Here is a 25,552-nt window from a genome sequence, read left to right on the forward strand (position 1 = left end):
AGTGCCCGAGAGGAGAGATCACCCCACCCCGCTCGCGCTGCGCGCGATCGACCACGGGCGAGCTTCGCTCGTCCCGGACCCCTCCAGGGGAGGGTAAGCGGCTGCCTCGTTAGCCTTCGCAGGAACGACAGTTGAATTTGTGTCGATGCCGACGGCTCAATTTGCTTTCGCCGGCCGGCGCTCCGTGAACGGCGACAGCACCACCGTCGCCACCATGAAGATCACGGACGCGCCGAACACCCAGTGCGGCGCGCTTTGATCCATGATCCAGCCGAACAGCAGCGGTGAGACGATGCCACCGAGGTTGAAGCCGGTAGAGGCGATGCCGAAAGCGCGCCCCGCGGCACCCGGAGGCGCGGCATTGCGCACCAGCATGTCGCGCGAAGGCGCGATCACGCCGGAGAGGAAACCCGCGGTCGCCATCGTCGCCGTCAAGGCCCAGCCCGGCAGCGTCACCAGCGCGATCAGCAGCACGATGGCCGCATTCGCGGCGAAGCAGGCCGCGGCGACATAGCCGTGACGCTCGGTGCGGTCGGCGAGGAAGCCGCCGGCGAGTACGCCCGCGGCGCTTGCGGCGAGAAACGCAGTCAGCGCGACATTGGCGATCGAATAGGACGTCCCGTAGCCGCTCATCAGCGCCACCACGCCGAAATTGTTGATGCCGGCAACCGACAGGCTCAGCAGCATGAACAGCGCAGTCAGCGTGATCAGCGCCGGCGTGATGATGGCCTGCTTTGGCGCGCTCTCGCTGCCGGGCTTCTTCTTGTGCGCACCGGCATCGGGTATGTTCATGATGATCAGCAGCAGCGCCACCGCAATGCCGATCGCGCCCGAGGCGATCAGCGCGCCGGTGCCGCCGGACAGCGTTACGAGCGCGGCCACGATCGCCGGTGCGACGGCGCCGCCGAGAAAGCCGGCAAAGGTATGGATCGAGAAGGCGCGGCCCATCCGCCCCTCGTCCATGTGCTCCGCAAGAATCGCGTAATCGGCGGGATGATAGACGCTGTTGGCAAGTCCCAGCAGCACTGCGCAGGCGATCAGCGAGGCGTAGCTGAGATGCAGACCGAGCAGGATCAGCGCGGCGCCGCCGAGCGCGAGCCCGGCCAAGAGAATGCGCCGCGCGCCAAAATGGTCGACGAGGTAGCCGGTCGGCGCCTGGGTTAACCCCGATACCACCGCGAACACGGTGAGGGCGAAGCCGAGCTCGACATAGCCGACGCCGAGCTTCTCCTTCAGGAACGGAAACAGCATCGGCAGGACCAGCAGATGGAAATGGCTGACCCAATGCGCGATCGAGATCCCCGTCAGCGTGCGCAGCGCACTGTCCGTCTTGCCTTGTTGCGGTGCGGCGAGAACGTCGACCATTGCAGTTCCGTTTCACTCCCGATGGACCGGCAAACTATCGGGGCTGGCGGTTATTTGTCCATGAACGCAGGCGCATGGCAGGTAGTGCGGGCGGGGCCGTGCGGGGTCAGGTGTGCTTCACGCCGTTGTCCCCGGCGAGCGCAGGAACGACAGCGGAGCTGCATCCTCAGAACGGCTCGTCGTCCGGGCCATAGCGGTCGCGCTTCGGCGTTGCGATGTCGCCGTCTTCGTAGTCGTCGTCATCGGTCTCGCGCCGGCGCGGGGCCCTCTTCGCCTTGTCGTCCGCGGGCTTCTTCTCGGTGATCTTGGGAGGCTCGCTCGACTTGCCGGTCTTGGCCATGGCTGGTCCCGGATGGGTGATGCTGCATCCGAATCTACCTGCCAAATATGTGCGGCGCCTGATTTATCTCAAGGGGCGACGAGATCGTCAGTGCACCACCGGCCCGCCTGCCTTCTTCCAGGCATCGAGGCCGCCGGCGATATGCGCGGTGTTCGGAAGCCCCGCCTCCTTTGCGGCAGCAACGGCCATCGCCGAGCGTTCGCCGAAGGCGCAGAAGAACACCACGCGCCGCCCGGTTGCGGCCGCGACCTCGCGCAGCATGCCGCCGGGCTTGAGGCTCTCCTCGACGGAGGGATACGGCGTGTGCAGCGCGCCTTCGAGCATGCCGTGCTTCATCCGCTCATTGGTCTCGCGCAAGTCGACCAGCAGGATGTCGGGCCGGCCGAGGCTGCGGATCGCCTCGATCGCGCTGAGCGCGCGGCCTTCCTTCTCCAGCTCTTCCTGATGCAGGCCGACATGCATGTTGGCGGGGATCGCCACGTCCATCATCTTCGGATTGGGCAGCTTCAGATTGGCCATCAGCTCGACATATTCGTCGACCGAGCGCACCTGGAGCCGCGGATTGTAGCGTCTTTCCTCGCCGATGGTGGAGACGGTGTCGCCCTTGTAGTCGTGGGCCGGAAACACCATCGTCTCGTCCGGCAGCTTCAAGAGGCGGTTGAAGATCGAATCGTATTGCGCGCGCGCCGAGCCGTTCTGGAAATCGGTGCGGCCGGTGCCGCGGATCAGCAGCGTGTCACCGGTGAAGACGCGGTCGCCCATCAAATAAGAATAGGAATCGTCGGTGTGGCCCGGCGTGTACATCACGTCGAGCGACAGGCCCTCGATCGTCACCTTGTCGCCGTCGGCCACCCGCATGGCGACGACGTCGGCCTTGGTCTGGTCGCCCATCACGGTCATGCAATGGGTGCGATCGCGCAGCTCGCCGAGGCCGGTGACGTGGTCGGCATGCAGATGCGTGTCCACCGCCTTGACCAGCTTGAGGTCGAGCTCGCGCAGCAATTGGCAGTAGCGGTCGACCTTCTCCAGCACGGGGTCGAGAATCAGCGCCTCGCCGCCGGGGCGGCTGGCGAGGACGTAGCTGTAGGTGCCCGAAACGCTGTCGAAGAGCTGTCGGAAGATCATGGCAGGACCCGGCTTGGAACTGACTTCCAAGATTCTACTACAATACGGGTCGGAAAGAGAAGTAATTCACTGCATGAGCAGAAAAATTTAGAAGATTATTATTATGGTCGCATGATCGCGGACAAAACACATCATCCCAGTCCTGCAATGCCTGGATTGCCTTCGACGCCTTTCAGCGTCACGCCGGAGCCGAGCCGTTCGGGCATCATCCGGCCCGAGCGCAGATATTTGCCGACCACGTCCCACACCGGCGCGCCCTGCTGGCCGTTGACTGAGGCCCAGCCCGCGACCTTGTAGCGGTGGCTGGCGTTGAGCGCCTTGCCGCTGCCGAGCTTCAGCTCCGAGATGCGGCTGCCGATCGCAGCGTCCGGCGTGCAGGTGTAGCTGAGCCCGCCGGCACGGACCATGTCGCCGCCCTGCTGGTAGTAGGGATCGGCGTTGAAGAGGTTGTCGCAGACGTCCTCGAGCAGGTCCTTGATCTGGGCCCCCGTTATCTCCTGCACATAGGTCTCGGGATAGGTGATCGCGGTTTCCGCCAGCAGATCCTCCATGGTCATGGCCTGGCCGGACAGCGCGGTGACGCCCCAGCGGAAGCCCGGCGACAGCGCGATTTCGGCATCGAGCTCGGTGCGCAGCGCGGTGCAGATCAGCTCGTCCATGGGGCCGGAGAAATTGCCGCGGCGATAAAGCAGCCGGTCGGGCGTCGCGATCTTTTCCGACCAGTCGGCCACGTGCGGTGCACGGACCCGGCCTATCAGCTCGGCCATCGCCGGATCGGGCTTCAGCAGCTCCGAATAGACCGGCAGCAGACGATATCTGGCATCGCTGACTTTGCCGCTGTCGAGCGCGAGATCGAGCACACCCAGAAATTTCCCGTTGGAGCCGGCATTGGTGACGAGCGTCGTACCACCTGCGTTCTTCACCGGCATGGGCTGCGGCACGGCATCATGGGAGTGGCCGCCGAGAATGACGTCGATGCCGGTGACCCGGCTGGCGAGCTTGAGATCCACGTCCATGCCGTTGTGCGACAGCAGCACGACGGCGTCGACCTTGTCGGTGCCGCGCAAGGCATCGACATGCTTCTGCAGCTCCTCCTCGCGGATGCCAAAGCTCCAGTCCGGTGTAAACGTCCTGGGATGCGCGATCGGAGTGTAGGGAAAGGCCTGGCCGACGATTGCGATGCGATACCCGCCGAGCTCCTTGATGACGGAAGGCTTGAACACGCGCCCAGTGGCCTTGTCGAAGGCGGGCGCGTCGTTGAACGCGGCCTCTTCGGTCAGGAACACGTTCTGCGCCAGGAACTCGCCCTTGAAACGCTCGAGATTGTCGCGCAGCGTCTGCTCGCCATAGGTGAATTCCCAATGGCCCGTCATCGCCTCGATGCCGAGCAGATTGGCCACCTCGACCATGTCGCGGCCCTGCATCAGGTTGGCCAGCCCCGTGCCCTGCCAGAGATCGCCGCCGTCGACGAGCAGCGAACGCCGCTCGCCGACATCGGCGCGCAGGCGATCGACCAGTGTCTTCAGATGGGCAAAGCCACCGAGCTTGCCGAAGCGGCCTGCGGACTTCTCGAACTCGAAGCAGGTGAAGGCATAGGCATCGGCGCTGTCGGAGCGGATGCCGAAGCGCTTGAGAAAGGCCCGGCCGACCAGATGCGGCGGCCGTCCCGCCATCTCGCCGATGCCGATATTGACGCTGGGCTCGCGGAAATAGACCGGATTGAGCTGCGCATGCGTGTCGGTGATGTGCAGGATGCGCGCATTGCCGAACCGTTCGAGGTCGTAGATGCTGGCGGCGTCAGCGCCGCGGGCGAGCCGCGGCAGGCCAATCGTTGCCACGGCAAGGCCTGCACCTTTCAGGAAATCGCGGCGGCGGATCGCCATTCAAGAATTCTCCGCGCCTCTCGTGGGGACTGCGTTCACCGCGGGGCAGTCTAGCGGATTTCCATCGCCTTCCAGGCTTCTTTTTCGGAAACAGCCTGGAAGATCGACGCCCTCGCCAGCGCTTCGGCTTCCCTGGCCGCGGCCACCGCACGGCCGAAATCGCCGCCATCGGCAGCCCTTTTCGCGGCCGCCAGCGCAGATACGGTCACCGTCCACTGGTTGCGCATGCCCGCCGCCTCCTTGGAGGCGGCTTCGGCGGCCGCATAGGCCGCCTTGTAGTCCGCCTCACTCGCCGCGCGCGCGGATGGCGCAAGGCTCAAGGCGAGCAGCATGGCCAAGCCAAGTGACAGCTTCATGGCCGTGCTCCCGGTCCCGAGATCGGCAGGCCGTTGGCGACGTAGGACAGGAAATATTCGACGTCGCGATATTCATCCGACTGCGGCTCCAGTGGAACCGCGCGGGTCTGGCTGTTGCAGGTAACGAAGCGGCGGCTGGTCGTGCCCATGCCGCTCCATTCGGAGCGGTAGATCGGCATCGCGTTGAGGATGCCGAGCGCTGGGGCGAGGGTCTCGGCGCGGATGCGCTCGCCCGGGCTCTGCACGTGGCAGCTCGCGCAGGAGAAATTCATCTGGCCGCGCCGCGTGTAGAAATAGCGCTTGCCGTTCTCGTACGCCGCCAGGGCGCGGGGATCGTCGGGTATCTTGATGTCCATCAGCTTGCCGCGCGAGGTGTAGGCCATGTAGGCGGTGAGCGAGGCCATCTCGTCCTCGATGTAGGAATAGGGCGCCTCGCCATTGGCCTCGCGGCAGCGGTTGAGCGCGAGCTCCAGCGTGATGACCTTGCCTTCCCCGCTGTCGAAGTACGGATAGTTCTGGCGGATGCCGATGCCGCCGTTCGGGAAGCAGTCGGCATAGGTCTTGCCGTTCTTGAACGGGGTCGAGAACATCTCCTTGCCGGCCTCGAGCGCGAACTCGTAAGGCGGGAATTCCTCCTTCTCCTGCCACTGCCGCTTCATGTCCTCGTTCATGGAATACGGACCGTTGACGAAATCCTCGTGCTTCACGTTCGGAAATTTCTGGAAGAAGAAGTTCTGGAACGCCTTGGCGTCGGCGACGGGATCGACCTTGTCGGCAGCGATCACGCGCGGCGCGGCAAGCGCGAACGCGACGAGCGCAGCGCTGAGCGAGCCAAGCAGGAGGTGGATGCGGGCCTTCATCACGCGATCTTCGCGGTGGTCGTATCCGAGCCGCCCTTGTTGTCGGTCCAGGAGATCTTGAGCTCGTCGCCCTTCTTGGCGCCCTTGAAGCTGAACTTGACGTAGGGGTCCTTGGAGACCGCTGTGCCCCAATCGGCGACGAACACGTCCTTGCCGTTACATTCGAACTTCAGCCGCTGGATGAAATGCGCCGGGATCAACTCGCCCTTGGAGTCCTTGACGAGGCCGGTGTCCATGGGGTGCTGGATCAGCGTCTGCACCTCGGTGATGTCGCCGGTCGATGTTGCGCGCACGCGAATGCTGGATGCCATGTCGAACTGCCTCGCTTAGCCGCCGCAACCGCCGACGGTGACCTTGACCTCCTTGGTCGCGCTGTAGAGCTTGCCGTCGGCCTCCACGATCGCGGTCAATTTGGTGGTCCTGGCCATCTTGAGCCGGTTGGCGACGGCAGGGATCGTGCCATCGGGAATCCTGTAGCTGGCCGCCAGCGCGCTCGGGTTCTCCGCCACGAAGAACGAGATCGAGGTGACCTTGTCCAGCGTCGTCGTCACCGAGATCGGCACGACGCCGCCGTTCTCGGCGATCTCCGGCGCATCCAGCTTGACCTTGTCCGACGGCTCGGCGGCCTTGCCGTAGAGCGCCTTGATCGCATCCGCCTCGCTCTTCTGCCTGAAGGCCTCTTCCGGATATTTGTCGTTCGCCGCGGCGCGCGCGGGCGCGAACGGCAGATTGCCGAGGCCGAGCAGCGCCACGGAGGCAGCGCCCTGAAGGATCAGGCGCCGCGTCGGATGAGGCCTCCAATGAGGCTTGGGGGTCGTGGTCATCTCAAGTCTCCTAGGGGCCGCCGGCGGTTACAGGGTCTGCAGGAAATCAACAATCGCGTTGATCTCCTGCTCGGTCAAAATCCGGTTCCGGCCGAACGGCGGCATCATGGTTTGCGGATTGCGCTTGGTCTCGTCGAAGATGATCGCGGTGAGCTCGTTGCGATCGGGGTATTTGGCCTTGATGTCCTTCAGCTCCGGTCCGATCGTCCCCGGCAGGTCGCCGCCTTTGATGACGTGGCAGGTGAGGCAATTGCCCTTGCCGCGGTCGAAGGCGAGCTTCTGGCCCTCCGTCACGGTGGATTGCGCCCCCGCCGGGGCCATTGCCGCGCCGGCGAGGAGGGCCAGCGCAGCAAGCAGAGCGGGCTTGCGAGGAAAGGCGGTCAAGGCATCGTCCCGGCGTTATCTCGATGATCTCGTTTGCGGAATTGTTCAAAAGCACAAAGGCCATCGCCTGACAATCAAGACTATGCACGCGGTGAAATGGAGTTAATATCCTGCGCATTGCAACTGACGAGATAGTTCGTTCATTCGGATGGGCGTGAACTAGTAGATTATTCTCGGACGTTTGGCCGCCTTTTCTGGTTCGCATTTTTTGGGGACGTCACTTGGCTGAATATGTGGTCGAATTTGGCAGGGATGGCGGACGGGTCGAGCCGGATGGCCGGCTCGATGCGCCTGCCTTCCATCGCAATCACGAACCGATCTGGGCAGCGCTGGAAAAGCATCTCGCGGATGCGATCGGCAACGTCGTGGAACTCGGCAGTGGAACCGGGCAGCACGTGGTGCATTTCGCCCGCCACACGCCGGGCCTGATCTGGTGGCCGAGCGATCTCAACCAGCGCCACCTCAAGAGCATCGAAGCCTGGCGCGTGCATGCCGGCCTGCCGAACATCCGTTCACCCCTGCGCATCGACCTCACCGATCCCGACTGGTGCCCGGAAATGAAAAGCGGGCAGGGGCCGACCAGCCTCGCGGCCGTGTTCTGCGCCAATGTCATTCACATCGCGGCCTGGGCCGTGGCCGAAGGCCTGTTCGCCGGCGCGGGCCGTTATCTGCGCCGCGACGGCAAGCTGTTCCTCTACGGCCCCTTCAAGCGCGACGGCAAGCATACCGCGCTCAGCAATGCGGTGTTCGACACCTCCTTGCGCGAGGGCAATCCCGAATGGGGCGTGCGCGACGTCGTCGACGTCGAGAAGCTGGCGAAGGCGGCAGGCCTCGGCCTCGTCGACACGATCGAGATGCCCGCGAACAATCTGACGCTGGTGTTTGCAAGAGGCTAGGAGGTCGTCATGCCCGGGCTTGTCCCGGGCATCCACGTTCTTCGGGCGGTAAGGCAAGGCGTGGATGGCGGGGCCAAGCCCGGCCATGACGATGTGGAGACGTCAGCGCACCCAACTCTAGCCTTCATCCCGCCACCCGATCTTCTCCTTCAAGAACCGATAGCCCAGCACCTCGAAACCGGCGCGCTCCTTGTTGTCCTTGCCGTAGCCGTGGCCGCCTGCGGGCGGCTCGTAGAACCAGGCCTCATAGCCCATGGCCTGCAGCTTTGCCGCCATCTTGCGGGCATGGCCGGGATGGACGCGGTCGTCGCGCCGCGTGGTCGCAATCAGGATCGGCGGGTACGACTGGCCGTCCCTGACGTTGTGATAGGCGGAGTAGGTCTTCAGCCATTCCCATTCCTCCGGCTTGTCGGGATCGCCATATTCCGCGATCCAGCTCGCGCCGGCGAGCAGCTTGGTGTAGCGGCGCATGTCGATCAGCGGGATGGTACAGAACAATGCGCCGAAACGCTCGGGATAGCGCACCAGCATGTTGGTGATGAGGATGCCGCCGTTCGATCCGCCCTGCGCGGCGATGCGTTTTGCGCTCGTCACACCGCGGCGGACGAGATCGGCCGCGACCGCGGCGAAATCGTCGTGTGAAAGCTTCTTGCCGGCAAGCCGTCCGGCATCGTGCCAGCGCGTGCCGAACTCGCCGCCGCCGCGCAGATTCGCCTGCACAATCGTGCCGCCGCGCTCCAGCCACAACTTGCCGAGCGAGGAATTGTAGTACGGCTTCACCGAGTGACCAAAGCCGCCATAGGCGCTCAGATAGACCGGCGCATCGCCGGTCTCGCCGGCAGGGCCCGTCTGCACATAGGGGATACGCTCGCCGTCAACGGAGATCGCCTCGTGCTGCGTCACCACGAGGCCATCGGCGGTGAACGTCTTCGGCGCCTGCTTCAGCACGATCGGGCTTGCGACGCCGCGCTCGATCAGCAGCAGCGCCGGCGGCGTCAGCGGGTCCTGCACATTGGCGAGCAGATCGCCATTGCTCTCCGATGCATGGCGGTCGAGCGGCCAGACATCGACGACGCCGATCTGCGGCAGGCCGCCAAGTGTCTTGCGGCTCCAGCTAGTGGCAGACGGTGTGCAGATCTCGAAGCGAGGTTTGAGCTCGTCGAGAATCGACATCACCAGCTTTCCTTCCGCCCAGAACAACCCTTGCAGCGCGCGCCGCGGTGCGGGCTCGAACAGGACGACAAAATCGCGGCTGCCGGCGAGGAAGGCCGAGAGCGAGATGCCGAGCACGGTGTCGGTGGCATAGGTCCGGCCATCGACCTGCCAGTCCTTGCGTAGCTTCATCGCGAACCAGTCGCCATGCGCCTGCATCCAAATCCCGGTCGGCAGATCGAGCTTCGTCGTCGTGCCGGCCGCATCGCGCAGCCAGATGGCGTGGTTGAAGAAGTCGATCTGGTCGACGATCCAGACCCGGGGCGCCGCTCCGGTGTCGTCGGCCATGCCATAGATCACCATGTGATCGGCGGTGGTCTCGATGACCATCTGTGCCTGATCGACCGGTTGGCCGCGCCGCCACAGGCGGACGGTGCGCGCATAGCCCGAGCTCGTCGCCATGTCCTCGCCATGCGCGCTTGACAGCAGCAGCGTGTCGGCATCGAGCCAGTCGACGCCGCCTTTCGCTTCCGGCAGCGCAAAGCCGTTCGCCACGAAACTTTTCGTGGCGAGGTCGAATTCCCGCAAGGTGACGGCATCGCTGCCGCCGCGCGACAGGCTCAAGATCGCCCGCGAGCTTCCCGGCATCGTGGCGATACCGCTAAGCAACCAGTCCTCGTCTTCGCTTCTCGCGAGCTGGTCGATGTCCAGCATGGTCTCCCATGCCGGATCGGCTTTGCGAAATTCCGCAAGCGAAGTCCGCCGCCACAGGCCGCGCGGGTTGGCGGCGTCTTTCCAGAGATTGTGCAGGTCGTTGCCGCGCCGGCTGACATAGGGAATGTTGTCAGGTCGGTCATAGATCGCCGCGAGGATGTCGCGATCGTGCTCGAAGGCCTTGCCGCCGAACGCGGCGAGCGTCAGGCTGTTCTGCCGCTCGACAAAATCGAGCGCCTGCCGGCCCTCGATCTCCTCCAGCCACAGCCAGGGATCGTCGTCGGGCGCTTGAAGCGTGGGCCTGTCGTCGACGGACATGAAGGTAACTCCCGGAAGATCGCGGCGGATAGGATTTGATCGAGCGCAAGCCGTCAAGGGTGCGCAGCGTTATCATTCCAGCGATTGCGTCAGGGGCATGGCCCGCGCCCGTTTGCGCCGGTTGCCGGCCCTCTCTCACCCCTCCATAGTGCCGCGAATCAACAGAGCCCTTTGGGCGGAAATGCCGATGCTGGACGTGACTGCAGCCCATGAGATCGCCGACGATGCCCGCGCGCGCGCCAACGTGGTGCGCCTCGCCGCCGCGCAGGCGCTGACCGGCGCCAACTCGGCCGTGATCTTCGCCACCGGAGCGATCGTCGGCGCCACGCTCGCGCCCGACATGTCGTTCGCGACCGTGCCGATCTCGATGTATGTGGTCGGGCTCGCCGCCGGGACGCTGCCGACCGGCGCGATCTCGCGCCGCTTCGGCCGCCGCGCCGCCTTCGTCATCGGCACGGGTCTCGGCACGCTCACCGGCCTGCTCGGCTCGCTCGCAATTCTGCGCGGCTCGTTCGCGCTGTTCTGCTTTGCTACCTTCCTCGGCGGTCTCTACGGCGCGGTGGCGCAATCCTATCGCTTCGCCGCCGCGGATGGCGCCAGTGCGGCCTACCGGCCGAAGGCCGTGTCCTGGGTGATGGCGGGCGGCGTGTTCGCCGGCGTGCTCGGTCCGCAGCTCGTGCAATGGACCATGGATGTCTGGCAGCCTTATCTGTTCGCCTTCAGCTTCCTGGTGCAGGCCGCCGTCGCGCTGATCGCGATGGGCATCGTCGCCGGCGTCGATATGCCGAAGCCCGCGCCGGCCGATCTGCACGGCGGCCGGCCGCTGCTCACGATCGTGTCCCAGCCGCGCTTCATCGCGGCAGCGCTGTGCGGCGTCATCTCCTATCCCATGATGAACCTGGTCATGACCTCGGCGCCGCTTGCGATGAAGCTGTGCGGCCTGTCCGTGTCCGATTCCAATTTCGGCCTGCAATGGCACATCGTTGCGATGTACGGGCCGAGCTTCTTCACGGGCACGCTGATCGCGCGCTTCGGCGCTCCGAAGATCGTCGCCGCCGGCCTGCTGCTGGAAGCGGGCGCCGCCATCATCGGTCTCTCCGGCCTTACGGCGATGCATTTCTGGGCGACGCTGATCGTGCTCGGCGTAGGCTGGAATTTCTCCTTCATCGGCGCCTCCGCGCTGGTGCTGGAGACGCATCGCCCGCAGGAGCGCAACAAGGTGCAGGCCTTCAACGATTTCCTGGTGTTCGGCATGATGGCGATCGGCTCGTTCTCATCGGGCCAGCTGCTCGCCAATTACGGCTGGTCCGCGGTGAACCTCGTGGTGTTCCCGCCGGTGGTGCTGGGCCTTGCGGTGCTCTCGCTGGTCTCCTGGGCGAAGCGCCGCAAGGCGCGGCTGGAGGCGGCCATGGGCGAATTCCCCGACGCCGTGTGAGTGGCGGGAGGTTGTCAGCAGCGTTGACACTTCGATCCAGGTCGAAGTGATTTTCTGAGGAAGGTTATTTAGATGTCGTCATGGCCGGGCTTGTCCCGGCCATCCACGTCTTTGCGAGGTCGGAAGAAGAACGTGGATGCCCGGAACAAGTCCGGGCATGACGGAGCAAAACAAACGGCAGATGAAATGCTCGACAATCCTCAGACCCCAGCGGCCCACGAATCCTCGCTCCGCTATGAAGGCTGGCGCATCGTCGCGGTCTGCTTCCTGCTCGCCACCTTCGGCTGGGGGCTCGGCTTCTACGGCCAGAGCGTCTATGTCGCCGAGCTGCAGCGCGCACGGGGCTGGCCGGCCTCGCTGATCTCCTCCGGCACCACGTTCTTCTATTTGTTCGGCGCGCTGCTGGTCGTCTTCGTCGGCGAGGCCGTGCGGAAATACGGTCCACGGCTCAGCCTGATCGCCGGGACGCTGGCGATGGCGGCGGCTGCGGTCGCGATCGGCGCGGTGCGCGAGCCCTGGCAGCTCTATCTCGCCAATGCCGTGCTCGCCTTCGGCTGGGCCGGCACCAGTCTCGGCATGATCACCAACACGATCAGCCTGTGGTTCGACCAGAAGCGCGGCATGGCGATCAGTCTCGCGCTCAACGGCGCCAGCTTCGGCGGCATCGCCGGCGTGCCGCTGCTGGTAGCATTGATCGGCCATATCGGCTTCGCCGGTGCGATGTACGCCGCCGCCGGCGCCATGCTGATCCTGCTCGTGCCGGTCATCCTCCTTCTCGTCGGCCGCCCGCCCGATCGCCACGGGTGGCAGGCGGCGGCGAAGGCGAAGCCGCAATCATCGACTGAGATCCGCGCCTGGGCGCTGCGGGACGCCGGCTTCCTCACGGTGACGATCGCCTTCGCCCTGGTGCTGTTCGCCCAGGTCGGCTTCATCGTGCATCTGATCTCGTTCCTCGATCCCGTGATCGGACGCGAGCGCGCCGCCGTGGCCGTCGCGGTGCTCACCGCGATGGCGGTGGTCGGCCGCGTGCTGTTCTCGCTGGTGATCGACCGCATCAATCAGCGCCTCGCGTCCGCGCTGTCGTTCCTCAGCCAGGCCGCCGCGCTTCTCGTCGTCGTCAACCTGCACAACGATTACGTGCTGATCGCGGCCTGCGCCGTGTTCGGCTTTTCGGTCGGCAACCTCATCACGCTGCCCTCGCTCATCGTGCAGCAGGAGTTCGACTCCGCCGCCTTCGGCGTGCTGATCAGCCTCAACACGGCGATCAACCAGGTGACCTACGCGTTCGGTCCCGGCGTGGTCGGTTTCCTGCGCGATCTCTCCGGCGGCTATACGCTGCCCTTCTATCTCTGCATCGTGCTGGAGGTGATGGCGGCGGCGCTGATCATGGTGCGGGGGAGGCCGCGTCTCTCTGGGATGACATCCGCTTAGCGCGGCGTCGGAGCATGGTCCGGAAAAGTGTGTAGCGGTTTTCCGAAAAGATCATGCTCAAAAGAATAACCTAGAGCGCGATGACGATCCCAATCGCATCGCGCTTTAGTCCGCCACGATCTTGACGCGGTCGCGCACCTTCACCTGCGCGGTGCGATCGAGGCCGTTCAGCACGCGGAAGCGCTCGGCGGGATGGTCGACGCCGGCCATGCGGTGGGAGAGCGACTCCACGGTATCGCCGGGCTGCACGGTGATGACCTTGATGCGCAGCGGGCGCGCGGCCTGGATTTCCTCCAGCGTCAGCCGGCGGAACGAGTTGACGGTCTCGCGCGCATTCCGCTCGCTCTCGGTCGATTTCTGCCGTGCCGCGAAGATGAAGCGATAGACGTCGCTGCCGAAGCGCAGCGCATAGACCTTGAACTGCCACTGGTCGCCCTTGGCGGTGGCGGACGCCGCTGGAAAACCGTTGACGGTGAGATCCTCGGTCGAAGCCTTCTCGACGCCTTCCATCCAGCCGGAATTGAGGTAGTCGCCGAGCGACTGTTCGGCCGGCACGCGCACGACGTCGAAGCGCATCGCCTGCGCGCCGCCCTCGCGGACGCCGATCACGGCCTGCGCGGTGTTGTCGAGCGTGAAATTGTCCGGCGCCTGGAAGGTGAAGCCGAGCTTCGGATGCAGGAAGCGCCGGCCGCGGACAAAACCTTCGCTCGGGTCTTCGCCATAGACGAGATTGTCGATCGCGGCGAGATAGCTTTCGCGATCGCGCTCGGCGCCTTCAGGCGCGGTGTATTGGCGGGCAATGTTCTGCGCGTTCTGGACGCGTTCCGGAGTTGCCGGATGCGACGAGGTGAAATCCTGCGCGCGCGGATCGAGCGAGCTCTTGCCGGCCTTCAGCTCGGCATTTCGCTCCATCGCGGACAGGAAGCGCGCCGCGCCGTACGGGTCGAAATGCGCCTTGGCGGAGATGCCGACGCCGATGCCGTCGGCCTCGAACTCCTGCTTGCGCGAGAAGCTCGCCATGGTGAGCTTGGTCTTGGCCAGCGCCAGCGCGGTGAGGTCGGGATCGTTGCTCATGTCGGTGACGACGCGGGTGACGATCGCGGCCTGGCGGGCCTGGTCCTCGCGCATCGCCGCGTGCTTGGACAGCACATGCGCCATCTCGTGGCTGAGCACGGAGGACAATTCGGAGGTGTCGCTGGCGAGCGCGAGCAGGCCGCGCGTGACATAGAGCTGGCCGTTGGGCAGCGCGAAGGCGTTCACCGCCCCGGAATTGAGGATGGTGACCTTGTAGCCCTGGTCGGGCCGCTCGGAGGCCGCGACCAGCCGGTCGACGGTCTTGCTGACGAGCGCCTCGAGCTTGGGATCGTCATAGGTCCCGCCATAGCTCGCCAGGATGCGCTCGTGCTCCTTCTCGGTGGCCGGGGTTTGGGCGACGGCGGGCTTCGGCTTCGGCATCGCGACGGCTGCCGGGGTCGCCGCAGTCTGGAACCGGCCCATATCGCCGCAGCCAGCGAGAAGTCCGCCCAGCGCAAGGCAAAGCGCGGCCGGCGCAGCCCGCAGGCGGCGGCAATCGCCCAGTCCGTGCCGTTCTAGCACCCCATTCACGTCGTTTAACCCGTTGCCCGGCCTGTCTTAAGGCCTTACCCCTGTCGGCTCGTTTGCGCCCAGCAACTCGATCTGCCCCACGAGGCGTACATCGATGCGTGGCCCCGTATTCCCCTCAACCCAGCCCCGAACGCGAATACGCCGATTCTCCAGGGACTTAAGGGCCATACCAGCGCTTTCGAACGCCGCTAGCGTGCGCTTTGAAATAGTCACGGCAAAGCCGCGTGTCCAGTTTCGTCCGAAGTTGAGGTAGGTCGTTGCCCCAGCTTGCCGGACCGACAGGACTTTGCCTTCGACCACCGTAAAGCGCCCGATCTCCGCCAAAATATCGTCCGGACTTTCCGCGTTTTTTATGGCCGACGGGTCAGCCCAGCTGCCCATTTTTTGGCGCCGCGCCGCAGCTTCGGACGCCATCAGGGCGGCCGCGCAGTCCTTGTCCAGGATCTCGGCGGAGGCGATGGCATCGCCCCGAGCGAGCAGCATGGCCTGCACCGAGATGTCGCCTTCGCCGATGAAGACAAGCGCACTCTGGCGGCCGTAGCGATCAGGCGTGTCGTCAGCGCTCCGCAGCATCACGTCGTGGCCGGCGAGCAGCGAGGTCAGCGCCTGCTTCGTGGTCGCGGTCGGCGCGATGCCGCTGAGGCGGATCTCGCGCCCGTCATCGAGCCGCACGCTGCGCGCATCGACGATGGCAGCGACGCGGCCTTCGCCTTGGGACTCGAACTGGCAGGGGCCCGCGAATGCCGAGCTACTTGCGACGAGAAGACATGCGACGATGAAGCGAAGCCGTTGCGTCACGTGATCCGGAGAGGTTGCATTGCGGCCGGACTTTAACTCATGCGTGGTGAGACGCGAAGGGGCTTTCTCACACCCTTCATTGCGAGGAGCTCTTCGCGACGAAGCAATCCAGACTGTTTCCGCGGACGCATTTCTGGATTGCTTCGCGGGGCCTGTCATCGGGCCGCGCTTCGCGCGGACCCGTTGGCTCGCAATGACAATGCGGGGACAGCTTCCGTCCTCGCGGCATTCCGCTTTGCGGAAAGCGCGCATTGATTATTCATCTGCATCGCACCTGCGCTTGCTGCGCTCTTGCGCATGCGGCATGATTGCGGCAACAGCGAATAGCCAAGAGCAATAACCCAAGAGCAATAACCAAGCCGCCATCAGAGCACGGCGCGATAAGGGAGGTCGTTTTCGATGAAGACTATTTTGTCCGGCATTTTTGCCGCCGCGTTTGCCCTCAATGCGAGCGCCGCACAGGCTCAGGACAAGCCGCCGCTGAAGATCGGCGGCATCCTCGACATGTCGAGCCTTTATGCAGATATCACCGGCTCCGGCAGCGAGACTGCGGCGAAGATGGCGGTCGAGGATTTCGGCGGCGAGGTGCTGGGACGCAAGATCCAGGTGCTGGCGGCCGACCATCTCAACAAGGCCGATCTCTCCGCCAACATTGCCCGCGACATGCTCGATAATCAGGGCGTCGAGATGATCTACGACGTCGCGGCCTCCGCGACCGCGCTTGCCGCCGGCGAGATCGCGAAAGCGCGCAACAAGATCATCATGTTCAACGGGCCGGGCTCGATCCGTCTCAGCAACGAGGCCTGCGGCCCCTACACCATCCACTACGTGTTCGACACCTACGGCCAGGCCAACGTGACCGGTCTTGCGGCGGTGAAGTCGGGTCTCGACAGCTGGTTCTTCCTCACTGCCGACTACGCCTTCGGCCAGGATCTGGAGAAGGACACCAGCGCGGTCGTGACCAAGACCGGCGGCAAGGTGCTCGGCGCCGTCCGCCACCCGCTCAACACGTCGGATTTCTCGTCCTTCCTGCTTCAGGCTCAGGCCACCAAGGCCAAGGTGATCGGGCTCGCGAATGCCGGCGGCGACACCATCAACGCCATCAAGCAGGCGGCGGAGTTCGGCATCACCAAGGGCGGCCAGAAGGTCTCGCCGCTGCTGGCGTTCGTTACCGATATCGACTCGATCGGGCTCGAGACCGCGCAGGGGCTGCTGCTCGCGGAAGCGTTCTACTGGGACCTCAACGACGACACGCGTGCCTTCTCGAAGCGCTTCATGGAGCGCACCAAGCGCGTGCCGACCTCGGCACAAGCCGGCGTCTATTCCTCCGTCACCCATTATCTGAAAGCTGTGAAGGCAGCCGGCACGACCGACGCGGCGGCGGTGATCAAGCTGATGAAGGAGACGCCGATCAACGACTTCTTCGCCAAGAACGGCAAGATCCGCGAGGACGGCCGCATGATCCACGACATGTACCTGTTCGAGGTGAAGAAGCCGTCGGAGTCCAAGGGGCGCTGGGACGATTACAAGCTGCTCGCCACCGTCCCCGGCAACGAGGCGTTCCAGTCATTGGAGCTGTCGCGCTGCCCGCTGGTGAAGAAGTGACGGCGTGACGTAAGGCACGCCGTCATCCCGGGGCGCGCCAAACAATAGGTCGTCATCCCGGGGCTCGCGAAAGCGAGAGCCCGGGATCCATTGGGCGGCATTGACGGTTGAGAGATGGATTCCGGGTTCGCGACTTCGTCGCGCCCCGGAATGACAAAGTGAGAGAGTGGCACCACAGAATGAGGCCAACATCCATGAACGACATGGTCTTGCAAAAGCTCGAAGGCGGGCTGCTCACCATCACGATGAACCGGCCGGAGCGGAAGAACGCGCTCAATCCCGAGATGGTCGCCGGGCTGGTCGAGGCGGCGCGGCGCGCGGCTGATGATCCCGAGGTGCGGGCGGTGCTGTTCAAGGGCGCCGGCGGCTCGTTCTCCGTCGGCGGCGACGTCAAGTCGATGGCGCAGGCGCGCGCGCCGCTGCCGTTCGAGCGGAAGCTCGCAAATCTGCGCCGCGGCATGGAGGTCTCGCGCATCCTGCATCAGATGCCAAAGCCCGTGGTGGCCCAGCTCGATGGCGCGGCGGCTGGCGCCGGCCTGTCCATGGCGCTGTCCTGCGACCTGCGGATCGCCTCCGAATCCTGCAAGATCACCACTGCCTTTGCCAAGGTCGGGTTCTCCGGTGATTACGGCGGCACCTATTTCCTGACCCAGCTGCTCGGCAGTGCGCGGGCGCGCGAGCTCTATCTGATGTCGCCGGTGCTCACCGCGAAGGAGGCACATGCGATCGGCATGGTGACGAAGGTCGTGCCCGACGCCGAGATCGACGCGGCCGCGCACGAGCTCGCGCTGTCGCTGGCGCAAGGGCCGTCGATCGCGCTCGGCTTCATCAAGCGCAACATCAACAACGCCGAGCACCTGGCGCTGGAGGATTGCTTCGACGGCGAGGCGATCCATCACACCCGTTGCGGCGACACCGAGGATCACAAGGAGGCGGCCAAGGCCTTCGTCGAGAAGCGCAAGCCGACCTTTAGGGGCGCATGACCATGGCGCCCTATATCCGGCTGCGTCAGATCTGCCTGGTCGCGCCGCAGCTCGAGCCCGTCATCACGGATATCGGTCGGATCATGGGCCTCGCCGTCTGCTATCGCGACGGCAATGTCGCCCAATACGGCCTCGAGAACGCGCTGCTCCCGGTCGACACGATCCTGCTGGAGGTGGTCGCGCCGTTCAAGGACGGCACCACGGCCGGTCGCTTCATCGAGAAGACCGGCGGCCGCGGCGGTTACATGGCGATCTTCTGCTGCGACGACCCGGACGAGCGCGGCCGCAACGCCAATGCGCTCGGCGTGCGCACCGCCAATGTCATCGACCACGCGCCGTATCACGGCGTCCAGCTCCACCCCCGCGACTGCCGCGCCGCCTTCATCGAGTTCAATCACACCGAAGGCAGCGACGACATCCTCGGGCCGTATCCTCCGGCGGGACCGGACTGGCAGAAATTCATCCGCAAGGATGTGACCGAGGCGCTGACGGCGGTGGAGATGCAGAGCCCGGATCCCGCGGGGCTCGCCGAGCATTGGGGCAGGATCATCGGAATTGCGCCTGAAGGCGCCGAACTGAAGCTACCCAACGCGACCTTCCGCTTCGTCAAGGGCGCCAGCGAGATCATGAGTGCGCTGGAGTTTCGGGTGACTGACGTGGCGCAGGTGCTGCATACCGCCAAGGCAAAAGGGCTCGCGGTTGAGGGCAACGAGTTTCTGCTGGGCGGAGTGACGTTCCGCGTGAGTTGATCGACTCATGCGTAGGGTGGGCAAAGCGAAGCGTGCCCACCAATTCCGCCACACAAATGAAGCGATGGTGGGCACGGCGCTATGCGCCGCCTTTGCCCACCCTACTGCCCCGGCTTACCTTCCCTTGAAATTCGCCACCCGCCGCTCTTCCGTGGCCTTCACGCCTTCCTTGAAATCGTCCGTCGCGCGCAGCCGCGTCTGCTCGGCGAGCTCGTGATTGGTCGCGGCCATCACGCGGTCGGCGAGGCCATTGCGCATCGTGGCGCGGGTGGAGAGCAGGCCGAGCGGGGAGCATTCGGCGATCTCGCCGGCGAGCTTCATCGCGGCCACCTTCACCTGGTCCTGCGGCACCAGCTCGTTGGCGAGGCCCCATTTGTAGGCTTCCTCGCCCGTGACGCGGCGGCTGGTATAGAACATCAGCTCGGCGTTGTTCTTGCCGATCAGCTCCGGCAGCGTCACGGTCAGGCCGAAGCCGGGATGGAAGCCGAGCTTGGTGAAGTTTGCGGAGAAGCGCGCTTCGGGACAGGTGACGCGGAAATCGGCCGACACTGCAAGCCCGAGACCGCCACCGATGGCCGCGCCCTGCACGGCGGCAACGATCGGCTTCTTGGCGCGGAAGATGCGCACGGCCTGGATGTAGAGATGGTTGATCGGGCCGAGACTGTCGGCCGGATCGCCCTTTTTCTCGGCCTCGCGCGCCTCCTGGGCCTGCCGCGCCGGATCGCCGAAATTGGCGCCGGCGCAGAACGCCTTGCCCTGCGCGGAGAGCACGGAGGCACGGATTTCGATGTCGCGGTCGAACTCGTCGAGCGCGTCCGCGATCTGGTTGATCAGCGAGATATCGAAGAAGTTGAGCGGCGGACGGCGAATCTCGATGGTGCCGACATGCCCGACCTTCTCGACGCCGATATCTTGATAGGTGCTCATGATGATCCTCGATTGACTTAACGCAGACCCAATCCGCGGGCGATGATACCGCGCAGCACCTCGGTGGTGCCGCCCTGGATGGTGAGTTTCGGCGCGGTCTTGATCGCGAAGTCGAGCTGCCGCTCCAAGGTCTCGCGGTTGCTCGCGGTCTCCTCGACGAAGGCGGCGAGATCGCGCACGCGATGCGGCAGCTGCTGCTCCCAGACCGTGCCGATGTCCTTGACAATGGACGCTTCGACCACCGGCTCCTTGCCGGCTTCGAGCATGCCGGCCACCGAGACCGACATCCGCCGCATGGTGTGGAGCTGCGCGACCAGGCGGCCGATGCCCTCGGCGCTGCGCGTATCGGGATTGGGACCGACAGCGCGGACCAGCTCGGTGAGGACGTAATACGTCTCGAGGAAACGCTCAGGGCCCGAGCGTTCATAGGCGAGCTCGCTCGTCGCCTGTTTCCAGGCGCCGTCGACCTCGCCGAGCACATGGTCATCGGGAATGAAGTGATCGGTGAAGACCACCTCGTTGAACTCGTATTGCCCAGTGATCTGGCCGATCGGATTCACCTTGATGCCCGGCTGCTTCATCTTGACCAGGAACTGGGTCAGGCCGTGGCGGCGGTTCTCCTTGGTCGGCGGCGAGGTCCGGAAGATCGCGATCATGTAGTCGGCGATATGCGCCGACGAGGTCCAGATCTTGGTGCCGTTAATGAGATAGCCGCCGTCGGTCTTGGTCGCGCGCGTCTTCGCCGCGAACAGATCGGAGCCCGAGTTCGGCTCGCTCATGCCGATGGCAAAGCAGATCTCGCCGCGGCAGATCCTCGGCAGGATCTCCATCTTGATGTGCTCGGGCGCGTATTTCAAAAGCACCGGCCCGCTCTGGCGGTCGGCGACGAAGAAGCGCCGCGTCGGCGCATTGGCGACGCGCATCTCCTCGGTCACCACGTAGCGCTCGAGGAAGGAGCGTTCCTGGCCGCCATACTTTTTCGGCCAGGTCATGCCGAGCCAGCCCTTGGCGCCGACCCGGCGGGAAAATTCCGGCGCGTCGGTGTCCTCGCGATTGGGCTTGTGCGGATCGAAAGTGCCGGCGGCGATTTCCTCGGCGAGGAAGGCGCGCACTTCCTTGCGCAATTGCTCGCATTTCTCCGGCAGGCGGATCGGATCGAAACGGAGGGCAGCGGTCATTTTTGTCTCGTCCCCTGATCAGCGCGACGCCACGAGCGGCCACAATTCATCGGCGCCGCGGTTTGCCACGAGCTTGCCGAGCTCGACGGCCCAGTAGCTTTCCGAGCCAAAATCGTCGCGCCAGGCCAGCGCGCGCAGCGAATAGCGGTGCAGGATGTGCTCCATGGTGAAGCCGATCGCGCCATGGACCTGATGCGCGATGCCGCTGCCCTTCTCGGCAGCTTCCGCGCAGCGGATCTTTGCGGAGGCGGCTTCGAGATAGATCTCGTCGTTGAACGATCTTGCATTGGCGATGGCGTCGGCGGCGGACGTCGCCGCCGCAAGCGCCGCGGCGGATTCGCCGGCGAGGCGCGCGAGATTGTGCTGCACGGCCTGGAATTTCGAGATCTTCTTCTCGAAGGCGACACGCTCGTTGGAATAGCGCACGGAGATGTCGAGCATGGATTCCAGCGCGCCGGCGATCTGGAGGCTGCGCGCGACGCCGCCCATCAGCATCAGATGGGTCTGCTCAAAGCCCTTCGGCGCGGGCTTGATGGCGACGGGCTGGACCTTGTCGAGCGTGACGGTATCGCTGTGGTCGTAGCCGACATTGAGCCCGGCCTCGATCCGCGCCTTGGCCGCGTCGATCAGCGCGATGGAAGCACCATCCTTGCCGTGCGCCAGCACGGCAAAATGCTTCGCCGTCTTGGCAAAGGGCACGCCGCGCGCGCGGCCGGAGAGCGCACCGTCGGCATCGAGGGTGATGCGGTCCTTCGGGGACGCCGGCACGACCGTCATCTCGCCATCGGGTGATGTGATCTTGGCCTGTGCCAGCAGCCATCCCGCCAGCATGGTCTCGGCCAGCGGCACCGCGACTGCGAAACGGCCGGCGGCGTTCATCAGCGCAAAGCCGTCGGCGAGGCTCGCACCCGAGCCGCCGAGATCATCCGGCACCCAGGACAGCGGCAGGCCGGCTTCGCTCAACGCCTGCCACAGCGGCGCCTGCCAGGAATTGTTCTTGTCGTTGTTGATGGTTTGCGGATCGGCGAGATCTGCGAAGATCTTCTCCGCGGTCTCGACGACGATATTGTCACTCTCCGCCACAGCGTTCCCCGTATCTTGCCATTGGCGCGTCCGGTCTGATCGGCCAGTGCGCCGTCTCTTCTTGCGCCCGATGATCGGAAAAAGCCATGGCCCTGACAAGCGTTGATCGCAGGTCCATCTGCGGCGTGGGCATGGGGCCAGGCTTCAGGAAATGCTAATTCCGCTTAGCGGAGTTTGCTCGATTTGCAGGGCGCGGCAAACTCGCTAAACAGGACGCCACACCAGAGACAGGGGAAGGAAATCCGGATGGCAAAAGACGGCTTGTGCGCAATCGTGACGGGGTCCGCATCCGGGCTGGGTGCAGCGACTGCGGAGATTCTCGCCCGCAGCGGGGCGCGGCTCGTCATCAACTATTCGTCGAGCCAGAAGGAAGCCGAGGCGACGGCCGAGACCTGCCGCAAGGCCGGCGCCGCGGAGGTTTTGGTCGCACAGGGCGACGTCTCCAAGGATGAGGATTGTCGCAAGATCGTCGCGGCGGCCAGCGGCTGGGGCCGGCTCGACATCCTCGTCAACAATGCCGGCACCACCAAGCATGTGGCTCACGCCGATCTCGACGGTCTGTCGGCGGAAGATTTCCAGCGGGTCTATGGCGTCAACACCATCGGCCCGTTCCAGATGGTGCGCGCGGCGCGCAGCCTGCTCGAAGCCGCCGCCAAGGCTTCGGGGCGGCCATCTGCGGTCGTGAACGTGTCCTCGGTCGCCGGCATCAGCGGCGTCGGCTCGTCGATTGCGTACGCCGCGAGCAAGGGTGCGCTCAACACCATGACGCTGTCGCTGTCGCGCGCGCTGGCGCCGCTGATCCGCGTCAACACGGTCTGCCCTGGCTATATCGACACGCCCTGGTTCACCAAGGGCCGCGGCGAGGCGCAGGCCAAGCAGGTGCGCGACAGCGTCGTGGCGAAAGTGCCGCTGAAGGTCGCATCATCCGCGGAGGACATCGCCCAGCTCGTCTGCTTCCTGGCGACGCCGGCCTCCAGCAACATGACCGGCGAGGTCGTGCGCATGGATGCGGGGATGCATTTGATTACGTGAGACCCGATACGCCCTCTCCGCGTCATGGCCGGGCTTGACCCGGCCATCCACGTGAGGCCGCTCGGGTCGAAGGACGTGGATGCCCGGGTCAAGCCCGGGCATGACGATGAGGAGGTGGCGTGCTCTCGTCGTTACCGCTTCTAAGCGCTACCCCTTGATCACGCCGCTCGCTACCAGCCGATTCCAGATGAACAGCACCACCACCGCGCCGATGGTCGCGGTGATGAAGCCGGCGCCCTGGTCGGGGCTGTAATGGCCGATGGCCTGGCCGATCCAGGTGGCCAGAAACGCGCCGGCAATGCCGAGGATGGTGGTGAGGATGAAGCCGCTCGGATTGTTCGGCCCCGGCGACAGCCAGCGCGCGATGAGGCCGGCAATGAAGCCGACCAAGATGATCCAAAACAGGCCGCCCATGCTCATGACAGTGCTCCCCTCTTTTTGAACCGATCAGACCCGATCCGAGAGTTCATTCTCGGTCGGCAGCCGTCCGTCCGGCGTCAAATGGTCGACCACCTGCGGCAGATACTGGCTGAGGCCGGAGAGCAGCTCTTCGCGTGACAGGCCGCTCTGGGCGGACAAACTCTCGATCTGGTCGGCGCCGAGCGCGCTGGCGAGATCGCCCGGCGCGATTGGCTTGTTCTCGCCCTTGCCGACCCAGGAATTGGCGGCATCACCGTGTCCGCTCTGCTGGAGCTGGTTGAGGAGATCGCCAAGCCCGCCGCTCAGAATGCTGCCGGCCGCACCGCCGGCGAGCAGGCCGCCGAGGCCGCCCTTGAGCATGTCGTTCAGACCGCCGCCCCGACCTACGTTCACCGGCGGAGGCGCGGGTGTCGGCAACGGTTGGGGCGCTGAGCCGGACTGGTTGCCGGTGAAATGCTTGAATGCCTTCCAGGCGAGCAGGCCGAGCAGCGCCATGGTCATCGGCGACATGCCGCCGGAGGATTTCTCGGAGCTCGGTGTGCTCTGGCCGCGCGGGCCGTTCTGCATGCCGTTGAGGACGTCGAGTAGACCCATGGTGCTCTCCTTTGGCGTCTCGTTCGGCGAGCGCTCGCCGCTGACTGCCCCCGGGGCGAGAAGATATGGGGCACTCATGACCGTTACAAGTCGGATGCGCCGCGATTGGTTGTCGGGCTCGGCTCTGCTATCGAAGGCCGGTCATTCAGGGAGTGAGCTCGGTGATTGCGGATCGACCGATCGTTGTGGCCGGCGCCGGCGCCATCGGCTGTTTCGTCGGCGGCATGCTGGCCGCCAGCGGCCGCCGCGTCGCGCTCCTGGTGCGGCCGCGGGTAAAGACCGAGATCGAGCGGTTCGGCTTGCTTCTGACTGATTTCGACGGCTCCGAGAACAAGCTCGGCGCGGGTCAACTGGCGCTGTCGGAGGATCCCTCGATCTTCCACAGCGCCGGCATCGTGCTGGTGACGGTGAAAAGCGCCGATACCGCTGCTGTCGCCGAGCAGATCGCGCAGCATGCGCCTGAGGATGCCGTCATCGTCTCGCTTCAGAACGGCGTCGGCAATGTCGCTGCGCTGCGCGAGCGGCTGGGCGGCCGCCGCGTGCTGGCCGGCATGGTGCCGTTCAACGTGATCGCGATGGGCGAGGGCCGCTTCCACCGCTCGACCTCCGGCGACATTCATGTTGGCGAGGATGCGGAGAACACGGCCGGGAAGCTCTCGGTCGCCGGCCTCACGATGCGCGCGAGCGGCGAGATCACCGGCGTGCAATGGGGCAAGCTGATCATCAACCTGAACAACGCGCTCAGCGCGCTGTCGGACATGCCGCTTGCCGCGCAACTGGCCAGCCGCGACTGGCGCAGGCTGTTCGCCGACCAGATGGCCGAAGGGCTGGCCGTGCTGAAGGCCGCCCACATCGTGCCGGTGTCGTCGACGCCGATCCCGATGAGCTGGTCTCCAACCCTGCTGCGGCTGCCGGATGCGATCTTCGGTGCAATCCTGGGCCGGACCATGAAGATCGATCCCGAGGCGCGCTCCTCGATGTGGCAGGATCTGAAGCAGGGCCGCAAGACCGAGATCGACTATCTGCAGGGCGCGGTGATCGCGCTCGCCGAGCGGAACCATGTCGCCGTGCCGCTGATGCGCCGCATTGTTGCGCTGATCAAGGAAGCCGAGGCGGCCGGCAACGGTCCGCTCCGTATGACGCCGCAGCAGATTCGGGGGTAGCGCCCGAAAGGAGGAGCGCGATGAAACGTGGTCTTGTGATCGGGCTCGCGCTGACCGCCTTCTGCGGCACATCGACGCTCGCCTATGCGAGGCCGCCGACGGTGATGAACTCACCTGGATATGACAGGCGATTGCAGGAGAGCCGGTCGCAGTTGGGTGCTTCGCCGATGGTGACGGAGCCGGCGACTGCGCCGTTGGCGAAACCGAAGCAGGGCAAGAAGAAGCGCACGAACTGAGGGTGGGAGCTGATCTCCATCCAACTCGTCATTGCGAGCCACCGGGTCGGCGCAAAGCGCCGCCCGATGACAGGCTCCGCGAAGCAATCCAGAATC

At 65.1% G+C, this 25,552-nt stretch carries 26 protein-coding genes; 9 read left to right on the top strand and 17 right to left on the bottom strand.

Features of this window, described 5'->3' with window-relative positions; translation table 11 throughout:
• Positions 1 to 156: 156 nt before the first annotated feature.
• The 9 genes from I6F09_RS32085 to soxX form a co-directional block, all read right to left on the bottom strand.
• Positions 157 to 1,365 carry an MFS transporter gene (locus tag I6F09_RS32085; RefSeq protein ID WP_036026276.1) on the bottom strand — a complete coding sequence of 403 codons (1,209 nt, stop codon included), beginning with the start codon at positions 1,363 to 1,365 and terminating at the stop codon, positions 157 to 159.
• A 166-nt stretch (positions 1,366 to 1,531) separates the two neighbouring features.
• Positions 1,532 to 1,705, bottom strand: a complete 174-nt coding sequence (locus tag I6F09_RS32090; RefSeq protein WP_036014608.1) for a hypothetical protein — start codon at positions 1,703 to 1,705, stop codon at positions 1,532 to 1,534.
• A gap of 87 nt (positions 1,706 to 1,792) precedes the next feature.
• Positions 1,793 to 2,830, bottom strand: a complete 1,038-nt coding sequence (locus I6F09_RS32095; protein WP_036014607.1) for an MBL fold metallo-hydrolase — start codon at positions 2,828 to 2,830, stop codon at positions 1,793 to 1,795.
• 131 nt (positions 2,831 to 2,961) lie between these two features.
• Entirely contained in the window at positions 2,962 to 4,713 is a 1,752-nt protein-coding gene (gene soxB / locus I6F09_RS32100; protein WP_225189841.1) for a thiosulfohydrolase SoxB, read from the bottom strand.
• A 50-nt stretch (positions 4,714 to 4,763) separates the two neighbouring features.
• Positions 4,764 to 5,069: a hypothetical protein gene (locus I6F09_RS32105; protein ID WP_036014604.1), complete on the bottom strand. Its 306-nt coding sequence runs from the start codon at positions 5,067 to 5,069 to the stop codon at positions 4,764 to 4,766.
• The gene (gene soxA / locus I6F09_RS32110; RefSeq protein WP_225189842.1) at positions 5,066 to 5,929 is read right to left on the bottom strand and encodes a sulfur oxidation c-type cytochrome SoxA; all 864 of its coding nucleotides are present in this window, start codon (positions 5,927 to 5,929) and stop codon (positions 5,066 to 5,068) included. Before soxA ends, I6F09_RS32105 begins: the two co-directional genes overlap by 4 nt.
• On the bottom strand, positions 5,929 to 6,240 hold the full coding sequence (soxZ, locus tag I6F09_RS32115) for a thiosulfate oxidation carrier complex protein SoxZ (protein WP_225137686.1): 312 nt from the start codon (positions 6,238 to 6,240) through the stop codon (positions 5,929 to 5,931). Before soxZ ends, soxA begins: the two co-directional genes overlap by 1 nt.
• A 15-nt stretch (positions 6,241 to 6,255) precedes the next feature.
• Entirely contained in the window at positions 6,256 to 6,753 is a 498-nt protein-coding gene (gene soxY / locus I6F09_RS32120) for a thiosulfate oxidation carrier protein SoxY (protein WP_036014597.1), read from the bottom strand.
• Between the two features lie 27 nt (positions 6,754 to 6,780).
• Complete coding sequence (soxX, locus tag I6F09_RS32125; protein WP_225113698.1) at positions 6,781 to 7,074, bottom strand: sulfur oxidation c-type cytochrome SoxX; 294 nt, start codon at positions 7,072 to 7,074, stop codon at positions 6,781 to 6,783.
• A gap of 284 nt (positions 7,075 to 7,358) precedes the next feature.
• On the opposite strand from soxX, the gene I6F09_RS32130 reads away from it, so the two are divergent.
• Complete coding sequence (locus tag I6F09_RS32130) at positions 7,359 to 8,033, top strand: DUF938 domain-containing protein (protein ID WP_225189843.1); 675 nt, start codon at positions 7,359 to 7,361, stop codon at positions 8,031 to 8,033.
• Positions 8,034 to 8,150: 117 nt separating this feature from the next.
• On the opposite strand, the gene I6F09_RS32135 is transcribed toward I6F09_RS32130, so the two are convergent.
• Complete coding sequence (locus I6F09_RS32135; protein WP_225189844.1) at positions 8,151 to 10,217, bottom strand: prolyl oligopeptidase family serine peptidase; 2,067 nt, start codon at positions 10,215 to 10,217, stop codon at positions 8,151 to 8,153.
• Positions 10,218 to 10,404: 187 nt separating this feature from the next.
• On the opposite strand from I6F09_RS32135, the gene I6F09_RS32140 reads away from it, so the two are divergent.
• Positions 10,405 to 11,652 carry an MFS transporter gene (locus tag I6F09_RS32140; RefSeq protein WP_036014620.1) on the top strand — a complete coding sequence of 416 codons (1,248 nt, stop codon included), beginning with the start codon at positions 10,405 to 10,407 and terminating at the stop codon, positions 11,650 to 11,652.
• Between the two features lie 186 nt (positions 11,653 to 11,838).
• Complete coding sequence (locus tag I6F09_RS32145; RefSeq protein ID WP_225189845.1) at positions 11,839 to 13,083, top strand: MFS transporter; 1,245 nt, start codon at positions 11,839 to 11,841, stop codon at positions 13,081 to 13,083.
• Between the two features lie 105 nt (positions 13,084 to 13,188).
• Here the strand turns inward: I6F09_RS32145 and I6F09_RS32150 are convergent, their stop codons facing one another.
• Positions 13,189 to 14,580 (bottom strand): M48 family metalloprotease, encoded by a 1,392-nt coding sequence (locus I6F09_RS32150; RefSeq protein ID WP_074448070.1) that lies wholly within the window; start codon positions 14,578 to 14,580, stop codon positions 13,189 to 13,191.
• A gap of 135 nt (positions 14,581 to 14,715) precedes the next feature.
• Positions 14,716 to 15,486 (bottom strand): thermonuclease family protein, encoded by a 771-nt coding sequence (locus tag I6F09_RS32155; protein ID WP_225113658.1) that lies wholly within the window; start codon positions 15,484 to 15,486, stop codon positions 14,716 to 14,718.
• A gap of 399 nt (positions 15,487 to 15,885) precedes the next feature.
• On the opposite strand from I6F09_RS32155, the gene I6F09_RS32160 reads away from it, so the two are divergent.
• The 3 genes from I6F09_RS32160 (at position 15,886) to I6F09_RS32170 (ending at position 18,823) form a co-directional block, all read left to right on the top strand.
• Complete coding sequence (locus I6F09_RS32160) at positions 15,886 to 17,091, top strand: ABC transporter substrate-binding protein (RefSeq protein WP_225157218.1); 1,206 nt, start codon at positions 15,886 to 15,888, stop codon at positions 17,089 to 17,091.
• 194 nt (positions 17,092 to 17,285) lie between these two features.
• Positions 17,286 to 18,074: an enoyl-CoA hydratase gene (locus I6F09_RS32165; RefSeq protein WP_225189846.1), complete on the top strand. Its 789-nt coding sequence runs from the start codon at positions 17,286 to 17,288 to the stop codon at positions 18,072 to 18,074.
• Positions 18,075 to 18,076: 2 nt separating this feature from the next.
• On the top strand, positions 18,077 to 18,823 hold the full coding sequence (locus I6F09_RS32170) for a hypothetical protein (RefSeq protein WP_225189847.1): 747 nt from the start codon (positions 18,077 to 18,079) through the stop codon (positions 18,821 to 18,823).
• A gap of 114 nt (positions 18,824 to 18,937) precedes the next feature.
• Here I6F09_RS32170 and I6F09_RS32175 read toward each other — a convergent pair whose 3' ends face one another.
• Genes I6F09_RS32175 through I6F09_RS32185 form a run of 3 tightly spaced genes read right to left on the bottom strand, consistent with a single transcriptional unit; the run spans position 18,938 to position 22,011 of the window.
• Complete coding sequence (locus I6F09_RS32175) at positions 18,938 to 19,750, bottom strand: enoyl-CoA hydratase/isomerase family protein (RefSeq protein WP_109141718.1); 813 nt, start codon at positions 19,748 to 19,750, stop codon at positions 18,938 to 18,940.
• Between the two features lie 17 nt (positions 19,751 to 19,767).
• Positions 19,768 to 20,928: an acyl-CoA dehydrogenase family protein gene (locus I6F09_RS32180; protein WP_057027444.1), complete on the bottom strand. Its 1,161-nt coding sequence runs from the start codon at positions 20,926 to 20,928 to the stop codon at positions 19,768 to 19,770.
• 18 nt (positions 20,929 to 20,946) lie between these two features.
• The gene (locus I6F09_RS32185; RefSeq protein ID WP_225189848.1) at positions 20,947 to 22,011 is read right to left on the bottom strand and encodes an acyl-CoA dehydrogenase family protein; all 1,065 of its coding nucleotides are present in this window, start codon (positions 22,009 to 22,011) and stop codon (positions 20,947 to 20,949) included.
• A gap of 246 nt (positions 22,012 to 22,257) precedes the next feature.
• On the opposite strand from I6F09_RS32185, the gene I6F09_RS32190 reads away from it, so the two are divergent.
• Positions 22,258 to 23,043, top strand: a complete 786-nt coding sequence (locus I6F09_RS32190) for an SDR family oxidoreductase (RefSeq protein WP_109141716.1) — start codon at positions 22,258 to 22,260, stop codon at positions 23,041 to 23,043.
• Between the two features lie 147 nt (positions 23,044 to 23,190).
• Here I6F09_RS32190 and I6F09_RS32195 read toward each other — a convergent pair whose 3' ends face one another.
• Together I6F09_RS32195 and I6F09_RS32200 are read right to left on the bottom strand one after the other, a co-directional pair.
• Positions 23,191 to 23,457: a GlsB/YeaQ/YmgE family stress response membrane protein gene (locus tag I6F09_RS32195; protein ID WP_036014563.1), complete on the bottom strand. Its 267-nt coding sequence runs from the start codon at positions 23,455 to 23,457 to the stop codon at positions 23,191 to 23,193.
• 33 nt (positions 23,458 to 23,490) lie between these two features.
• Positions 23,491 to 24,057, bottom strand: a complete 567-nt coding sequence (locus I6F09_RS32200; RefSeq protein ID WP_036014559.1) for a YidB family protein — start codon at positions 24,055 to 24,057, stop codon at positions 23,491 to 23,493.
• Between the two features lie 161 nt (positions 24,058 to 24,218).
• Here I6F09_RS32200 and I6F09_RS32205 point away from each other — a divergent pair, with 161 nt between their 5' ends.
• Together I6F09_RS32205 and I6F09_RS32210 are read left to right on the top strand one after the other, a co-directional pair.
• Positions 24,219 to 25,220 (top strand): 2-dehydropantoate 2-reductase, encoded by a 1,002-nt coding sequence (locus tag I6F09_RS32205; RefSeq protein ID WP_225131010.1) that lies wholly within the window; start codon positions 24,219 to 24,221, stop codon positions 25,218 to 25,220.
• A gap of 20 nt (positions 25,221 to 25,240) precedes the next feature.
• Positions 25,241 to 25,456, top strand: coding sequence for a hypothetical protein (locus I6F09_RS32210; protein WP_074448068.1), 216 nt, complete (start codon positions 25,241 to 25,243; stop codon positions 25,454 to 25,456).
• Positions 25,457 to 25,552 lie beyond the last annotated feature (96 nt).

The organism is Bradyrhizobium sp. IC3195 (assembly GCF_020193585.1).
GTDB classification, from domain to species: domain Bacteria; phylum Pseudomonadota; class Alphaproteobacteria; order Rhizobiales; family Xanthobacteraceae; genus Bradyrhizobium; species Bradyrhizobium yuanmingense.

Coding starts and splice junctions, on each gene's coding strand:
- I6F09_RS32105 (WP_036014604.1), bottom strand. CDS start 5,069: ATGAAGCTGTCACTTGGCTTGGCCATGCTGCTCGCCTTGAGCCTTGCG.
- I6F09_RS32170 (WP_225189847.1), top strand. CDS start 18,077: ATGGCGCCCTATATCCGGCTGCGTCAGATCTGCCTGGTCGCGCCGCAG.
- I6F09_RS32175 (WP_109141718.1), bottom strand. CDS start 19,750: ATGAGCACCTATCAAGATATCGGCGTCGAGAAGGTCGGGCATGTCGGC.
- I6F09_RS32180 (WP_057027444.1), bottom strand. CDS start 20,928: ATGACCGCTGCCCTCCGTTTCGATCCGATCCGCCTGCCGGAGAAATGC.
- I6F09_RS32210 (WP_074448068.1), top strand. CDS start 25,241: ATGAAACGTGGTCTTGTGATCGGGCTCGCGCTGACCGCCTTCTGCGGC.
- I6F09_RS32160 (WP_225157218.1), top strand. CDS start 15,886: ATGAAGACTATTTTGTCCGGCATTTTTGCCGCCGCGTTTGCCCTCAAT.
- I6F09_RS32135 (WP_225189844.1), bottom strand. CDS start 10,217: ATGTCCGTCGACGACAGGCCCACGCTTCAAGCGCCCGACGACGATCCC.
- soxX (WP_225113698.1), bottom strand. CDS start 7,074: ATGGCCCCGGCGGGGGCGCAATCCACCGTGACGGAGGGCCAGAAGCTC.
- soxA (WP_225189842.1), bottom strand. CDS start 5,929: ATGAAGGCCCGCATCCACCTCCTGCTTGGCTCGCTCAGCGCTGCGCTC.
- I6F09_RS32140 (WP_036014620.1), top strand. CDS start 10,405: ATGCTGGACGTGACTGCAGCCCATGAGATCGCCGACGATGCCCGCGCG.
- I6F09_RS32200 (WP_036014559.1), bottom strand. CDS start 24,057: ATGGGTCTACTCGACGTCCTCAACGGCATGCAGAACGGCCCGCGCGGC.
- I6F09_RS32090 (WP_036014608.1), bottom strand. CDS start 1,705: ATGGCCAAGACCGGCAAGTCGAGCGAGCCTCCCAAGATCACCGAGAAG.
- I6F09_RS32095 (WP_036014607.1), bottom strand. CDS start 2,830: ATGATCTTCCGACAGCTCTTCGACAGCGTTTCGGGCACCTACAGCTAC.
- soxB (WP_225189841.1), bottom strand. CDS start 4,713: ATGGCGATCCGCCGCCGCGATTTCCTGAAAGGTGCAGGCCTTGCCGTG.
- I6F09_RS32165 (WP_225189846.1), top strand. CDS start 17,286: ATGAACGACATGGTCTTGCAAAAGCTCGAAGGCGGGCTGCTCACCATC.
- soxZ (WP_225137686.1), bottom strand. CDS start 6,240: ATGGCATCCAGCATTCGCGTGCGCGCAACATCGACCGGCGACATCACC.
- I6F09_RS32085 (WP_036026276.1), bottom strand. CDS start 1,365: ATGGTCGACGTTCTCGCCGCACCGCAACAAGGCAAGACGGACAGTGCG.
- I6F09_RS32195 (WP_036014563.1), bottom strand. CDS start 23,457: ATGGGCGGCCTGTTTTGGATCATCTTGGTCGGCTTCATTGCCGGCCTC.
- I6F09_RS32150 (WP_074448070.1), bottom strand. CDS start 14,580: ATGGGCCGGTTCCAGACTGCGGCGACCCCGGCAGCCGTCGCGATGCCG.
- I6F09_RS32190 (WP_109141716.1), top strand. CDS start 22,258: ATGGCAAAAGACGGCTTGTGCGCAATCGTGACGGGGTCCGCATCCGGG.
- I6F09_RS32145 (WP_225189845.1), top strand. CDS start 11,839: ATGCTCGACAATCCTCAGACCCCAGCGGCCCACGAATCCTCGCTCCGC.
- soxY (WP_036014597.1), bottom strand. CDS start 6,753: ATGACCACGACCCCCAAGCCTCATTGGAGGCCTCATCCGACGCGGCGC.